General features: G+C 67.0%; 6 protein-coding genes. 4 read left to right on the top strand and 2 right to left on the bottom strand.

Annotation, left to right across the window (positions count from 1 at the left end; genetic code table 11):
• Window positions 1-45: 45 nt before the first annotated feature.
• The gene (locus AC2RP6_RS23125; RefSeq protein ID WP_486447918.1) at window positions 46-1,407 is read right to left on the bottom strand and encodes an acyltransferase family protein; all 1,362 of its coding nucleotides are present in this window, start codon (window positions 1,405-1,407) and stop codon (window positions 46-48) included.
• Between the two features lie 272 nt (window positions 1,408-1,679).
• Between AC2RP6_RS23125 and AC2RP6_RS23120 the strand changes: the two genes are divergently transcribed.
• Genes AC2RP6_RS23120 through AC2RP6_RS23110 form a run of 3 tightly spaced genes read left to right on the top strand, consistent with a single transcriptional unit; the run spans window position 1,680 to window position 4,130 of the window.
• A complete protein-coding gene (locus AC2RP6_RS23120; RefSeq protein ID WP_486447917.1) occupies window positions 1,680-2,150 on the top strand; it encodes a hypothetical protein in 471 nt (156 codons plus the stop codon).
• A gap of 10 nt (window positions 2,151-2,160) precedes the next feature.
• A complete protein-coding gene (locus AC2RP6_RS23115; RefSeq protein ID WP_486447916.1) occupies window positions 2,161-3,600 on the top strand; it encodes a hypothetical protein in 1,440 nt (479 codons plus the stop codon).
• A 47-nt stretch (window positions 3,601-3,647) separates the two neighbouring features.
• Window positions 3,648-4,130, top strand: coding sequence for a hypothetical protein (locus tag AC2RP6_RS23110; RefSeq protein ID WP_486447915.1), 483 nt, complete (start codon window positions 3,648-3,650; stop codon window positions 4,128-4,130).
• Between the two features lie 1,094 nt (window positions 4,131-5,224).
• Here AC2RP6_RS23110 and AC2RP6_RS23105 read toward each other — a convergent pair.
• Window positions 5,225-11,557 (bottom strand): RHS repeat domain-containing protein, encoded by a 6,333-nt coding sequence (locus AC2RP6_RS23105; protein WP_486447914.1) that lies wholly within the window; start codon window positions 11,555-11,557, stop codon window positions 5,225-5,227.
• Between the two features lie 543 nt (window positions 11,558-12,100).
• Here AC2RP6_RS23105 and AC2RP6_RS23100 point away from each other — a divergent pair.
• Window positions 12,101-16,081 (top strand): LamG-like jellyroll fold domain-containing protein, encoded by a 3,981-nt coding sequence (locus tag AC2RP6_RS23100; RefSeq protein ID WP_486447913.1) that lies wholly within the window; start codon window positions 12,101-12,103, stop codon window positions 16,079-16,081.
• Window positions 16,082-16,214 lie beyond the last annotated feature (133 nt).

The raw sequence follows: 16,214 nt of genomic DNA, 5'->3' as shown, positions 1-16,214 counted from the left end.
GGGGCGGGGCGGGGCCGGGGCGGGATCGCGTACGTGCGAAGCCGCTCAGTCCCGCCGCGGCCCGGAGAGCGCGGGCTCGGGCTCGGCAGCGGTCGGGGCGGAGTCCTGCGGCGGGGCCGCGGGGCGGCGGCGCTCCACCGCCTGCTGCACCCGCCGGCCCGCGCGCTGCATCGGCATCTCGACCAGCCGGTACATCAGGTGGCTGACGGCCACCACGACACCGAGGAAGATCGCCGTCCAGGCGATCCTGCCGAGCGCGGAGGACGGCTGCGGCGGAACCCCCAGCAGCGGTTGGATGGTGTGCAGCACCGGGACGTGCAGCAGGTACACGGAGAAGCTGATCGCACCGAGCCAGGTCAGCACCTTCGGGAACCGGCGCTCGCGCAGGAGGAAGCCGACGGCGAAGAGCACCCATGCCGCGAGGTAGGCCACCGACCAGGCCTTCCAACCGGAGGACCAGGTCAGTTCGAGGACCGTGCCGCGGTTGTGGAACCACCCCACCAGCACGCCCGCGGCGACGACGGACCCGCAGGCGAACAGGGCCGGGACGCGGGCGAGCTGCCCGTGCTGGGCCCGGTACACGACGGTCCCGGCGAACATCGTCGAGAAGATCATCCAAGTCTCGAAGGCGGGTGCCCGGCCGTTCAGCGTGACCAGGACCAGGCCGGTGCCGCCGAGGACGAGCGCGCCCACCCCGGTCAGCGTTCGGTTCCCGCTGAGCACGCCGGCGAGCCCCACGAGCACGATCGGCGTGACGATCAGCAGGAGCGTGCGGGTCGAACCGAGTTCGGTGTTCAGCAGCCGGGTGCCGACGGCCGTGCCGGTCATCAGCGCCACGCAGGCCAGGCCCACCGCGATCGGCGCGCTGTGCCGGTGCAGGCCACGGGTGAACAGGGCGGTGACGAGGAAGTAGAAGACCATCTCGTAGCAGAGCGTCCAGGTGACGCTCATGCCGTTGATGACGCCGAGCAGGTCCTGGAGCATCAGACCGTTCGCGACCAGCGAGGCCAGGTCGTCGCCGGTGCGCAGCAACGCGACCGAACCGTCGCCGTCCGGCAGCATCATCAACGAGAGGACGAACGCCGCGATCAGGGCCGGGTAGATCCGGAAGATCCGGCCGATCCAGAAGGCACGCACGTCCCCCCGCCGCTCCAGGGAGGCGGGAATGATGTAGCCGCTGACGATGAAGAAGAGCATGACGCCGAAGAGGCCCATGTCGAAGTGCCGCCAGACCGCGCCCCCGAAGGGCAGCATCCGCAGCACGTCGAAGTGGTGCAGTGCCACGATCAGGGCGGCGGTGCCGCGCAGCGCGTCCAGCCAGCCCAGCCGGGCCCCGGACGTGGCGGCCCGCGGCCCGGCCGGTGGGCCGGACGTCCGCCGCTGGGTGAGGAGGGATACGAGCTTCACTGCAGGGACGATATCCGACACCCGGTGGCCGGCCCCGGCCCGTTCCGGAGGTGCGCACGTCGAGCGGGCCGCCGGTCGCGCCCGGTCCCGCGGCAATCCGTGCGACCGCTCCGCTCCCGGGGACAATGCGCGTCGAGGCTCCGACGCGGGCCGGTGACCGTGGCCGTGGCCGTGGCCGTCGTCATGGTCAACCGGAAGACCATCTTGTTCACATGTGAAAGCTGGCTCACATTACTCCTACCTCACCTGTCCAAACATGATCAAATGGCGCCATGGTGTGGGACGAATGGGAAAAGGCGAAGGTGGATGCGGCTGGCGAGCGACCGGTGTCGATGCGCCTCAACCAGGTGGCCAGCGGACCTGGTGGCGGTCAGGCCGACCTGGTTGTACACCAGGATGACCTGGGCGAAGTCGGGCATGAGGCCTTCCTGCTGCATGGCCAACTGCAGAAGCAGGCCGACATTGCCGGCGCCAGCGTCGACCGCTCAGGAAGCGGCTCCACGATGCAGGCCGCAGCATCCTTGAAAACGGCCGGCTTCTCACTCGGCGGCGAGCTGGAGACCACCGTGTCCGTGTGGACCTCCCAGGTGAAGACGGTCCTGCAGGCATGCGCCCACATCTCGAACCACCTGGACTACTCCAAGAAGGCGCACGCCGCGGACGACGAGGCCATCGCGGCCTCGCTCCGCAACCGCGACGGCTCGGCCGTGTCCGTCTCCCGTATCGACGAATACCTCAAGTAGGGAGCACGGCATGGACTACTCGGACCTCATGGAACTCGACCTCACGAAGCTGGGATCCGCCGTGCAGGACTGGAAGCGCACGGCCGACGCTCTGCAGAGTCTGGGGGGACAGGCGCGCGACGGGGTAAAGGCCAAAGCCGAGAGGGCTCGCTGGGAAGGCGTGAACGCCGGTGTGACCCGCGCCTTCGTCGGCAAGACGGTCAAGGAGATAGAGGACCTCCACACGGAGGCCAAGAGCATCTTCAGCGTCCTCCAGGACGCCCACTCCGAACTGGTGGCCATCCAGCAGCAGGCGAAGAACGTGACCGCCGATGCCAAGGAGGCAGGCTTCAACGTCCGTGTGGGGCAAGGCGGAGCGGTGACGATCGAGGATGCCCTGGTCTGCGAGGTGGACGGTCCCGGCCAGCGCAAGCAGGACCTCATGCGCTGGTACGCCGACACCCTGAGCGGAGTGGTGAGCCACGCGGCCGAGGTCGACGCCGTTGCCGTACGCGCTTTGCGCGGCAGCCACGGCGCGGATCCGCACAACGCCGGCCATGCGACATACACCTCCCTCGACCAGGAGATGCTCCCCCGAGCACTGAAACTGGCCGGGCTCGGCGAAGAGGCCGACACCAAGCAGCGGAAGGAGCTGCAACGGCTCTGGCAGTCACTCGGGCCCGAGGCCCGAGCCCAGTTGTGGTCCCGGCACCGGGACGACCTCCTTGCCGCCGGACTGCTCCGCCCTCAGGTCAAGCAGGTCTCTGCGGACGACGGCGCCGGACCGTACGACGTCGAATCCCCGGGGCTGTCGGACTACTGGAAAGAGATCCAGGCCAACGGCATCTCGAACTCCGGCGACGCCATGGGCAAGACCGACGCCGCCCGGCACATGGACCACTACCTCAACGGCAGCGGCAAGACGCTCGATCTGGACGTCGACCGCATGCTCGCCGACGACCCGTCGATCCGAGACGCGGTGGCGAAGATCCGGGCCGCAGAGCAGGACGAGTGGCGGCAACAGGCGCTGGAAGCCTTCGAGAAATCGGGCGGCAAGCCCGTCGCCATCCCCGTGGAATCCAGCAGTACGGGATACGAGCACGAGAAGGGGCCGGACGGCACGAACAACTGGTACCTGGCCGTAGGCAGCGGCATGACCAATACGACCGGGGTGGTCACCGCCGTCCCCGGACCCGACGGGGAACCGCAGGTCAGTATCGAGTACCAGGTCAATGTGTGGGACCGCTACAACTGGGACCCAGGCAAGGCCACGCCCATCGGACCGACCACCGTCACCGATGCCGACATGGCCCGCATGCACACAACGGGACTGGCCAGGGAGTTCGACATGCGAGGAAGCAGCTCGGTACAACGGCACGACCTGTCGGCAGGAGGATCCTGGCCCGCACCCGAGGACACCGGGCGGACCGGCACCCGCACGGACATCGGCCGCAATTCGGCAGCCCGGTGATCCGCGCACGACGACCGGGACGCGCCCCGGTACTCGCAGTGGCAACGGTGCTGCTTGGCGCGCTCGCCACCGGTTGCTCCGGAGCGTCCGGTGGTATCGGCAGGGAAACCGGCCGCTCCGCGGACCCGGGGACGTCCGACTGGGTCGAGGGAACCACCACCGAGTCCGTCGCCCGGACCCTGCACGTGGAGGTCCCCTCGACAGCGACCCAGACCGCGGCGGCGCACCGCAGGGGGTTCCAGGACGACGGGCTGATCCTGTCCTTCGTCCTGCCCACGGAATCCGTCGACCCCTTCCTCACCCAGCTGAAGCCGGAGCAGCCCCTCAGACTGCGCGAGCAGCCCTTCCCCGCGGAGGCAACACCGGCTACGCCCTTCGCACGCCTGGGGCTGCCGGAACCGGATTCGCTTCCCAAGGTCAGGGAAGGGCAGGTATGCGCTCCCTGCAAGGGCGACTTGAACTGGCTCAAGGTCGCGGTGGCGCAGATCGACGAACGGAGCAGCCGCGTCTACCTGAGAGGGGTCGACTGACGTCCGTAGGAATCCACGGTGCGGCTGACGCCCAGACGTCCGAGGAGACCGCGACGGCGTGCCTACCGGTCACGGCCGCCTTCGCGTCCCCGGGACAGACAGGGCCAAAGCCACCCGGGGCGCGAAGCGGAATGCCGCGGGACCTTGCTGAGTAAGCCTGCCGCCATCGCAGAGAGGATCGATGCAGTGAATCCTTCAACCAGCATCGGTGGCAGGTTGTGGCTCTGGGAGTGCTTTGCCGAGTCGCTCGCTGCCGCGTGTCGCCCGACCGCGTCCGCCCCTCCGGAGATTGCAAACGCTGTTAACGGACGCGAGATCTCAGCAGAGGTGGCAACCGCGCAGGATGTTGTCTACGAGTGGAACCTCCGAAGCTAAGAAATCGATCTTGAGCACCTCTCTCTGCCTCTCCCCCGCTAGAAGTGCGGCCGGTCAGGCCTGCTATTGGTGGGCGAAGTCCCACAGCTCAGGCGCGAGGCCGACCTAGGCCCCCGGAGACGCACTCCGGGGGCCTATGTGTGTCAGCCGGGCCTGATTCCTGCTGCGCTGCCGACGAGGATCCATGAGCAATCGAGACTAGAGCAGACGAAGGCCCGGCGTACGGAGGAAGTAGGCCATTTCAGCCCACTCGAACAGACATGCAGCCAGAATGGCGGGTGCTGTGGGATCGGAGAACTCCCAGCCACCACCCCTTCTCACGCCCCGCACGACACCGTCTTCCGCCAAGCTCATGGCCAGGCCTGTCGTCGTAAACGCAAGCTCGCCGTGGTCCCCTCGGAGGCCGACCGAACGCTTCGACCAAAGGTAGGCAGACGAGACCATGACTCGAAAAGGCTGACCCTCCACACTGCCGGCCACACCCGACCGAAGCCGCTTGCGGACCGGGAATCCCGGAGCTGCAAGCCCGTGGACTTTCATGCGCTGCCCAGACCGGAGGGTTACGGCCCAATCCTCCCACGCCTCTGCGGCCGATTCGGTGCGCTCGCGGTCCCCAGGCCCCCTGGTCAGGATTACAGAACCCAGAGGCGTATGACCGCTCGCATACACAGCCTCCCGGTGTGCAGGCGCCCGCCAGGTGGTCAGGGAGACGTCTCTCTTCAGTTCCACGTGCCATATCCTCGCGTCTGTGCTCGACCGGTTGCTTCCAGGGCCCTGTACGCAGCGTGGCCTACAGCTTTCCCTCCATGGACCAGCCCTCGGCCCACGACTGGTGCCATCTGTCGGACCCCCTGAACTCCAACCCCAAGCGGGCCTGCTCCCATGATCTGACGGAATCCTCCCTGGAAGCCGCCGCCTACGGCAGACCCAACGAGATACTTGGCCGCTTCACCACCGGACGTCTCATGCCCCATTGCCTTGTCGGCAATCAAGTGTGCAGGAGTCCCGACCAGCACCCCCACCGCCGCACCTGCGATGATGGCGCAGCCGATACCGGCCGTTCCGGCACAGATCGCAACTGCAGCGAGGCCTGCTCCGAAACCGACGCCGATACTGATGGCTCGATGGACAATTCGGCCCTTGTTCTTGTCCCACCAACTCTGCTTCGGTGGAGTCTTCGCTGCCTTCTTAGCGGTGGGGGCGTTGTAGCCGTAGGACGACTTGCAGCTGGATTCGAAGCGGCACGCCCTCTGGTAACTCTTCTTGCGGGCCACATACTTTGCATCGAGCGTGCCGCCGGCGATGGCGACTTCCTTCTCGTAATTGTGGCCGTAGTCGTACGGATTGCTGCCGTTGGTGCATTTGTACATGCCGCTCTGGCACTCCGGGAGGGCCTCACCCGTCGGGTCCCACTCGGTGAGCGGGCTGTTGTTGCCGTACTGGTAGCCGTTGTGCTGGCGCGGGTCGTCCGCCACCATCAGCGGGTCCACGGAGAGGAAGCGGCCCATCACCGGGTCGTATTCCCGGGCCTTCAAGTGGATGAGTCCGGTGCTCTTGTCCTGCGTGCCTCCGACGAAGCCCCGTTCTCCGGGCCATGAGGCCGGCCCCGAGCCGCGTTCCTCGCCGAAGGGCTTGGTCGCGCGGCGCTGGACCTGGAGGGTTGCGGCGTCGAGGGCGGTGGTGCCGGTGTTGTGGTGGTCGGCGGCGACGTAGGAGATCTTGCCGTCGGATGTCCGGACGATGGTGGTGCCGCCGGGGGTGGCGTAGTAGCGCGTGCCGGACATCGCGTTCGTGCTGGTGTTGAGGGTCAGTTCGTTCGAGCCGAGGTAGAGCGTGGTCTTTCCCGGATCCTTGCGCAGCAGCCGGTTGCCGTCGGCGTCGTAGAGGTACGTGGACGTGCCGGCTGCGGTTGTCGCCGAGGCGAGTTTGCCTTCAGGCGTCCAGGTCAGTGTCTGCGTGGTGTCAGCGGCACCGGGGCGGGTGAGTGTGTTGCCTGCTGCGTCGTAGGTGGTCGCCTTGCTGACGGAGGGACCTGCCCCTGTGGTCCTGGTGGTGGCGGTCGGAGCGTGGGGTCGCGGGGACCTGGGCGCCGGGTAGGTGTGTGTGGTCGTGACAGTCTTGGCCGTGTCGCCGGCGGGGTCGTGGTCGGTGGATGAGGTGCGGTTGCCGATCACGTCGTAGGTGAAGGACTGGTGGTATGGCACGATGCCGCCGACCTTGCCCGGCTGCGGAGAAACATTGGCGCAGGCGCCGATGCCGGGGACGGACGGTCCGGGCTGGGTTGTTGTGGTTCCGGTGTCGGTCCAGGCCTGAGTCAGGCGGCGCAGGTAGTCGTGCGTGAAGCACTGAGTCTCGCGTGCGGCGCCCTGGGTGCTGGTGACCGAGGTGACATCGCCGACCGGGTTGTAGGTGTAGTCCGTGATGTCGACGGGTGACCCGGAGTCCTGCTTCTTGAGCTGAGTGTTCAGAAGACGTCCGGTGGCGGGATCGCGGGTCTGGGTAAAGCTGACCTGCCGCGGGTCGTCACCGAAGGTCGTGCGCTGCACCATGCCGAACTCGTCGTAGTCGGTGAAGTTGACGTAGGCGACGTTGTCCGATCCGTAGGAGACCGGCAGACCGTTGACGTTGCGGCCGGTGCTCAGGCGCTCCTCGGGCAGGCCGCCCATGGCGGGCAGCGTGGTGCGGCGCTCCAGCCCCGTGATGGGGTCGTAGGTGGTGGCGGAGGTGTAGGTGCCGGTGAGCGCACCTTCGCCTGCGGGGACCGTGAGTTTGGTCCCGGTGGACCGGTACCCGGTGTCGTAACCAGTGGTTTCCCGCCGCCAGGGCTTGCCCTCCACCCAGCTGGTGGAGGCGGTGAGCTGGCCAGGGAGCAGGGTGTCGTACTCGTACGTGGCCAGCTTGGTGCCGTCGACGGTGTTCAGGTTGCGGGATGTGGGGCGGCCGAGGATGTCGTAGCTGGTGAAAATTTTGGTGCCGCGCGCATCCTCTGTGGATACGGGACGCCCGGCGTCGTCGTACGTGACGCTCGAGGCGCCCTTGTCGGGATCCAGTGAGCGGATCTGGCGGCCGCGGAGATCGTATTCGTAGGTCCAGACGTTCCCGGCCGGGTCGGTGATCCCGGTGAGTTTCCCGTCGAGGTTGTACGCGTACCGGGTGCTGTCGAAGTCCCCTTCGGGCTTGGCGGACTTGTACTTGCGCCGCTCGACCGTGTGCCCGAGGGCGTCGGTGATGACGCTGCCGGCTGTTTCTCCCTTCGGCGGTGTGGTGTCGGTGCGGTCGGCGCCGGGGTAGGTGGTGGTGGTGCGCCACTGCTCGATCGCTTTGGAGGAGAAGATCTTGGCGACCGGACGGCCGATTCCGTCGTAGATGGTGCCGTTCTGGCCCGGAACCATGTTCTCGTCGGCGATGAAGCGGGTCTTCACCGGGTCTGATGTGGTGTTGAAGTACTGCTCGTTGGTCTTGAAGGCACGGCCGTGGCTGTCGTAGTACGTGTCAGTGATCAGACGGCTGGTTGCCGCTCCGTTCTGCGGGGTCGATTGGACCTGGACCTGCTGTCCGAACGCGTCGAGGATTGCGATGGAGGTCGCGTAGGACTGGTTCGAGCGGAGCGTCCGGGTGGTGACGGAACTCGCGGCCGTGTTGGTGAGGTCGTATTCGAAGACCTTGCTGGCGCCGGCGCTGCGTGCGCGGCCGGGGAGCCAGACGCCCGTGGTCCTGCCGAGCGGGTCGTAGGCCACCTCGGTGGTGCGGTTGTTCTGGTCGACGGTCTTGACCGGCACGGCACGCAGCGGGTGCAGGGTCGTCGTCGTCGTCCAGTCCTTGGCGTTGGTGACCTTGACCGTGGTGGCGGGAGCGGGCCCGACCGGCTCGTAGACAGTGGTGGTCTTGGCGCCGATGGCATCGGTGGCACTGGTGACGCGACCGTAGGCGTCGTAGGTGGTGGCGCTTTTCACGCTGTACTTCGGCTGCCCGGACTCGAAGCGGTCCAGTTCCTCAGTACTCGTGACCTGGCCGGATCCGGTGAGAGTGCCGTGGGGCTGGCCGTCGTAATAGGTGCGGGTGCGACCGAGGGTGTTCGCTTCCGTCGCGTCCGCGGTGCAGTCGCTGCTGCGAGTCTCGACGGTTTCGGAGACGCGGTCGATCATCCAGGCGCCGGTGTTGCGGGCGTAGGACGTCACGGTGCAGGTGTCCGGGAAGCCATCGGCCCGGTCGAGGGTCCATTGCTCCGTGCCGTAGGTGTCGTCGTACTTCACGCTCTCCGAGGTGGTCTGCCACGTCTTGTCGGCACGCAGCTTCTTCTCCTGGGAGGAGCCCTCTCGCTGCATCTGGGCCGTGAGAGCGGGAAGTTTCGTACCGCGGCTGTGAGTTGCGGTGGCGCCGGAGAGCCACGGCTCGTTCTGGGTCACGGTGACGAGTTCGCCGCCGTCGGAGGCAAAGGTCTGGGTTTCGCGAAGGATGCCGGCAAGGGGGTTGCTGTCCTTGACCGTGTTGCCTGTGAGGCCGGTGAATGTGGCGGTGCGCTTGCTGCCGTCGGCCTTGACGTCTCCGTCCATACCGCGCAGGTAGAAGTTCGTGGTCTTGGAGACGGCGTCGGGGGCGGTGCCGGCTCGCGTGATGACCTGTTCGTATCCGCGGAACTGGTTCCAGGTCCGGCGCTTGTCCTCGGTCAGTTCCTCGTCGTCCCGGTGCCAGGCGGCGCCCCCGACGTACTCGTACCGCGTCTCTTGGGGGCGGGAACCGCCGAAGGGGTCGATCTCGGTGACGCGTGTGACGACGTACTTGTGGAACCAGTCCAGGGTCGGATCATTGGGACTCTTGTCGTCCGGGTTCCAGTAGACCGGGAAGCATCGTGTGGTGTTCGCGTCCTTCGAGGACGGCAGGCTGGCTCCCGGCGCGCAGTCCGGGTCCGCGTATCCGACGTCGATGACCTGGCCGGTTTCGGAGGTGATCCCGACGATGCGGCGCCGGTTCATCGCGGGCCTGTTGTCGACACTGGAGTCGACGCGATTGTTCCTCAGCTTGCCCGTGAAAGTGACGGGCTTGCTCTCGAACTTGGTCTCGCCGTCGTAACCGGTGCGGGTCAGCGAGGAGAGCCACAGGGCGGGCGCCGTGTGATCCTCGGGGTTGGGGAACTCGTGCTTGAGCTCGTAGAGGTCGACGTTGTCGTAGCCGCCGGCGGTGTTCAGGACCTGGGTAGTGATCTTGGTGAGGCGCTTGGTGGTCCAGAACGTGGCGGAGTAGTTCTCACAGGTGCCCGTGCCCGCGCACTTCTGGTCGAAGGGGACATCGGGCCACTTGGTTGCGTTGGCCTTGGTCAGCTTGGCCGAGGCGCAGTCGAAAACGTCCTTTTCGGGAAGGCAGCGCTCGGAGGTGTTGAAGAGCACCTGGGCGGTCGGCTTGACGGTGTCCGCGTCGGCAAGCTTCGAGCCATATGTGATCTTGGTCAGACTGCCGCCTCGGATGTACGGGGTGAGGTCGCCGTTGGGCGTCGCAGCCGATGCCCCGCGCTTGTAGTGATTGGTTTCCGTGTCGTACCAGTGGGTGATCAACCCGCCGCGCGGGTCGACCACGAAGTCCAGATTCCAGCGCCAGGCCTGCTGGCACCAGGACGCGGCAAAGGTGGACTGGTGGCACTCCTCGCCGGAGTTGTTGCCGTAGACCGGTGTGGTCCAGGCAGAGTTCGTCGGCGGAGCGGTCGTAGTGCCCGGCTTTCGGCCCACGCCGAAGTAGTACTGGGTACCGTCTGCGGTGGTGACCTTCCAGTACTCACCGTTGTTGTCGCCATTGACCGCGCCGGTCAGCCGTTCGACCTTCGATGCGTCGTCGTCCTCGAGCCGCCAAGTGCCGGTCGCGTCATTCCGCACGAGGGTCGAGGACTTGCCGTTCAGAGAGAGGGTGGCGTTGTGGCCGGCCAAGCACTGCTCGCTCGATTCGGCCTGGCCGTCCTTGGCGCATGGCTTGAAGGCCCGTTCGACGAACCCGGGAGAGTAGTCCCATCCTTCGCCGATCCATGAGGCCTGGTTGTTCGTGGCAGCGGTGCGACCGTCAACGGACTGGGAGTTGTAGGCGAGGGAGACAGCGGGCTTGGAACCGCCCAGCCCGTCGGGAACGTTGATCGGGTACGACCAGGAGAAGCCGCCAGCGTTGCTGCCACTGGTCCACTTGCCGGAGGGGGCAAGGCTGGTGGCCGTGTAGGTACCAGCCGGGCCGCCCGGAGCCGCTGATGCGGCGATCACGGTTGCCCCGCCTGCGGCGTCCGAGGCGCTGCTGGCGCGCTCGCCGCCCGCTGTCGAGGCGCCCTTGAGAGTCACTTCAGTGCTGAGCAAGCCGGCCCGGTTGCCGTCCTTCGCGGTCGGCAGGGGTGTCTGCGTACGGCACTCCGCCCGCTCGGGAGACGTCAGCGCGCACTCGGGCAGAGCAACCAGGCGAGCCCGGGACAGCCAGTCGCCGCCGAAGGCTCCCGCAACGTACGAGGCGTCCACCGAAACCCTGACAGGGCCGCCCTTCGACGCTTCCCCGACTGGTCGGACTGCGAGCAGCAGCCCTTGCACACCAGCCTTCTCCGCCCCCGACCTGTCCGTGACCTGCACGGCGGCCTTACCGGTGCGCAGCCCGTCCTTGGCCGACGCCGAGCTCACCCAGACGGGAGCGGCACCCGCGCGACTCGGGTCTGCGGCGGGAGGTGCCTCTACGCCGGAGGGCGTGGGCGCGGCGAGGAGATTGCTGCGCGGAGGGACGGACGCCACCGCGCCCAGGTCCACTTCCGCCCGTGAAGCGGGTGGCCAGTACACGTCCACCGGCCGCCATGCTCGCGCCCCGTCGCCCTTCGGATTTTTAACTTCCGCTTTCGGGGCATTCTTCCCGGAGACCGATTCGGTCTTCTTCAGGCTGCCCGGTGACCAGCGACGCTGCTCTTTGGGCTGCCACTGCGCGGCCTCGGCCGTGCCTGCTCCGACGACTAACGAGAGCGCCACTAAAACCGGAATCGCGACGCTCTGTTTAATCTTCGATTTTCTTCTTACTGGCTGAAATCCAGCCGCTGGTACCGACACGGCATTCCCCCCACGGTCGCCGAGTGGATCAATTGGCCTGGCAGCCTAGCGTGTTAGCAAATCGCAAAATCGAGAGCAATTCAGACAAGGGGTGCCCCACCGGCGTACACATCGACGAAAGATGACCGAAAGTTACCCGTCAGGCTGCAGGCTGTCTCGATCACGTCAGTCAATTGATCCCGATTGCGGAAATAAGCGCCAGGGAATCTGCGATTCCAGATTCGCACCCGCAGCGGCTGGGAGTAAAGGGCTGTTAGCGTTCACGCCCAGTTGACAGCCATCTATCAGACCGGGGAGTTTGCCGTGGGGGGCACACTGAGAGAGAGGCGACCAGCCAGTCGGCCGATCGCCGTTGCAGGGATGGTCTTGCTGGCCCTGACCATCACATCCGTGGGCGGAGCGCCCACCGTATTAGCGGCATCCGGAGTGGGCATATCGGCAGCCCCCGCCGCCCAAACGCCGCCGAAGCGGCCTAGTACCGAACGGGAGCGAGCAGAGGAGGCCGCCCTCGCGGAGGCCAAACGCACCGGAAAGCCCGTACCCGTGGCGGCGGCGACGACCGAGACCGACACCGTGGTGGCCAATCCGAACGGTTCCCTCGGCCTGACGCGCAGCGTCACACCCCTTCGTACAAAGCGCGACGGCAAGTGGGTCGATCTCGACGCCACCCTCGTCAAGGCGACCGACGGCACGCTCCGTCCGAAGGCCTCAGTGGGCAGCCTGACCCTGTCGGGCGGAGGCACCACGCCGCTCGCCACGCTGGACCAGGACGGCAAGCAGTTGGTGCTGACCTGGCCTGAGCCGCTCCCCACCCCTGCGCTGGACGGCGACAGCGCCCTCTACCGCGAAGTGGTGCCGGGCACCGATCTGAAGGTGACGGCCGACAAGGCCGGTGGAATCTCGCAGATTCTCGTGGTCAAGTCGGCGGAAGCCGCCAAGCATCCGAAGCTCGCCAAACTGACTACGGGCCTCAAGGGCCAGGGCGTGACCGTTTCCTCCGACGGCCACGGCAACCTGAAGGCCTCCGACGCCTCCGGCCGTACGGTCTTCCAAGCGCCCACCCCGACGATGTGGGACTCCACTGCCCCGGTCCGGGCGCCGCTGACCAAGTCCTCCGGCTCCACCACGTTCTCCGAGTCGGCCAAGAACACGACGCCGACCGGGTCGGACAACGAGCCTGCAAAGTCCCTCTCCGGTACCGACGGCCCCGGGGACTTCGCAAAGGTGTCCCGACTCCGGACCGAGCTGGGCAAGGATTCTCTCGTCCTGACCCCTGACCAGACCTTCCTGGCAGACCCGGCCACTGCGTACCCGGTCTACATCGACCCGGCCTGGCAGCCCACCAGCCGCGGCACGCAGCACTGGGCATGGGTCCAGGAGGCCTACCCCACCACCGTCAGCTACGACGACTACGGCGACACATACGACCCCGGCGTCGGCTACCAGCGCTGGCGGACCAGAACCGGGCTGGAGCGCTACTACGTCCAGCTCGACACCAGCGACCTGGGCGACAAGAGCATCAAGAAGGCTTCCTTCTTCGCCACCCAGTCCTACGCGGCGGACGCGACGTGCAGCAGGACCTACAACGTGGACCTCCACTCCACCGAACCGCTGCTCTCCGACATCACCTGGAACACCCAGCCGCGCGACTGGGAGGTCCTGCGCACCACTGCCCTCAACAGCGCCGGCGGCCCCGGCTGTCCCGGCTCCACGACCCGCGGCGAGTGGGACGTGCGTGACCACATCGCCGCCAACCACTGGCGCGGCAGCGTCACCTACGGCCTCTTCGCCTCCAATGAGTCTAAGAGCAGTGGGAACAGTTCCTTCAAGCGGTTCACTCGCGACAAGAACGATCTGCCGTTCCTGTACGTCGAGTACAACCGGCCCCCGTACGACCCATGGGAGCTGGGTACGTACCCGACTCCGAAGAACCCGAACGGCAACGGCTGTGGCTGGGTTGGCGCCACCAACTACGCCGGCCTCGTCCTCGGCGCATGGATCGGCGACCCGGACGGGCAACCCAACGACGCGCGCTTCGTCGTCCGCGACACCGCGGACTCCAGCCTCGCCCTCGACAGCGGCTGGGTCGGAGCCGCAAGCGGAACGCACTGGGTGTCCGCCCACCCCACCAACCTCGCGGACGGCCACACCTACAAATGGGACGTCCAGAGTGGCGACGGCGACATGGCCTCCAACTGGGTCACCGGGTGCACCTTCACCATGGACACCCAGCCACCGTCGGTTCCCGTGGTGACCTCTGCGGAATACCCGCCGTCCGGCACCCTGCCAGGCTCCACGCAGCACATCGGCCAGCCGGGGACCTTCACGGTGAAGTCCACCGACTCCCTCAGCGGAGTCATCTCCTACGAGTGGGCTCTCAACGGAACCATCCCGGTAGGTGGCGCGAATTCGGTCGACGTCAGCGCTGATGAAAGCGCCACCATCAGACTAACCCCCACGACCTGGGGCACCAACATCCTTCGCGTCCAGTCAGTGGATCGCGCGGGCAACCGCTCGCAGCAGCACACGTACGCCTTCTACGTGCCCGACAACCCGAACGCCAAGACGACCCTCGGCGACATCACCGGCGACGAACGGGTCGACTTCATCGCCCCCACCGACAACGGCGATCTCGTCGTCTACCCGACCGCCGTCGACCCGGCCGCCGGCGGCGTCATCGCCTCCAACGCGGCCAACAGCCCTGGAGGCAAGGGCTGGGGCAAGGGCACGCTGACCACCCACCGCGGGGGCAACGGCATCCGCATCGACGACCTGTGGGCCTACCGCGACGGACAGCTCACGCTCTACCGCAACTCTCTCACCCAGGGCGGGCTCGCAGCCAATGGCGGCCTCTACTACCACGCTGCCAAAGCCATGCCCGTCCAGCGGCCCTACACAGAGGACTGCACCGTCGCCGCGACAGGCCGGCCGTGTGGAAGCGAGTACGCCGAGAACTGGACCCGGGTAAACCAGATCCTCGCCGTCGGGGACGCGCTGCCGGAAGCAGGCGTCGCACCTCGTAATGACCTGCTCACGGTGGAGAACGACGGTACGAGTAGCTCGCTGGTGTTGTTCCAGGGCGCCGGTGCAACGGGCGAACTGCGCGATCCGGTGGTACTCGTGCTCAGCCCCTCCGGTTGGGACAACCTCACCCTGCTGGCCCCAGGGGACGCCACCGGAGACGGCCTCCCCGACCTCTGGGCCCGCGACAACATCACCGGCGATGTCTACCAGTACGCGAACGTCGCCGGAAACCCTGCCGCCCTCGGCGACCACACGAAGCGCACCAAGATCGGCTCCGGCCTCAAGGCAGCCGACCATCCCATCGTCGGCTCGTCGGGCGACACCAGTGCTGACGGCATTCCCGACCTCTGGGCCGTGGACAGCCTCCACCGGCTGCGTACCTGGGACGGCACCGCAGTCTCCGGGAAGGTCACCGGATTCAGGACCGGCCGCACGATGGGCGATGCCCGCATATCCAGCTCTCACTGGAGGCTGAACGAAGGCACCGGAACCGCGGCCGCCGACCTGCGCGGCAGGAACAACGCCACGCTCAGCGCCACTGGCGCCAGCTGGGCCGACGACACCGTGGCGGGCGCGGCCACCAAGGTCGTCGCCCTCGACGGCGCAGCGTCCGGTACCGTCACCGCTGCCGGCCCCGGTCTCGACACCTCCCGCAGCTTCACCGTCTCCGCCTGGGTCAAGTCCCAGGAGAAGTCTGTCGTCCTCAGCCAGGACGGGCAGCGCTCCAGCGGCTTCATGATCTGGCACGACCAGGACGGCACGTGGCAGTTCGGACTGTCGAAGAAGGACGACGACAACTGGGACTACGACCGGACCAGTGTCGTCAACGACGCCGCCAAGGTCCGGGTCAACGAGTGGACCCAGCTCACCGCCACCTACGACGACCGGACCGGACTGATCGCCCTCTACGTCAACGGCACCCTCGCCGGCACCGGCCACCACGCCAAGGGCAATACCTGGAACGCCACCGGCTCTCTGGTCCTGGGCCGCTTCAAGAATGCCGGCCAGCCCTCGTCCTTCTTCCAGGGGCGCATCAGCAACGTGGCAGTCTTCAACCACTCCACCGTCCCCTCGGCCGGCAGCACCACCCTCGTCTCCGCGGTCAGCGCCACCAAATGCGCCGACGACAACCACGGAAGCACCGCTGAGGGCAACCGCATCCAGATCTGGGACTGCAACCCCGACCCAGGCGCCCCCCAGCTCTTCGATATCCGTGAGAACGGCGAGATGCGCGTAGTCGGCAAGTGCGTGACCGCCGCAGGCGGTGGCATCGCGAACGGAACCCCCGCCCAGCTCTCGGCCTGCGAGGGAACCGGAGGTCAGCAATGGCTCCCCACAGCCACGAGCGGCTTCTACAACCCGCAGTCCGGCCGCTGCCTCGACCTGCCGAACGCACGGATCGACAACGGCACCCAGCTCGTGTTGTTCGATTGCAATGGCTCCAACGCACAACGCTGGCATGCCTTCGGTCTGGTCTCCCCCTTGGGAGCCAAGAGCTGACTAGATGAATACCCGAGCCCGCTGTCTCCGGAACCTTCCGAGGCAGCGGGCCCGTCAGCGGTGGAGCAGCAGTTGCAGCTTGTCCCGCCCCATGGACGGGGATTGGAGTCCATCACCGCAGCTCAGCACACGT

It is taken from the genome of Streptomyces sp. WAC03905 (assembly GCF_057371075.1).
Note: the sequence above shows the minus strand (reverse complement) of the source record. Positions and strands in the feature narration are given on the sequence as shown.

Excerpts from the sequence above, each read along its gene's own strand:
- AC2RP6_RS23120 (WP_486447917.1), top strand. The coding sequence starts at position 1,680 with ATGGTGTGGGACGAATGGGAAAAGGCGAAGGTGGATGCGGCTGGCGAG.
- AC2RP6_RS23115 (WP_486447916.1), top strand. The coding sequence starts at position 2,161 with ATGGACTACTCGGACCTCATGGAACTCGACCTCACGAAGCTGGGATCC.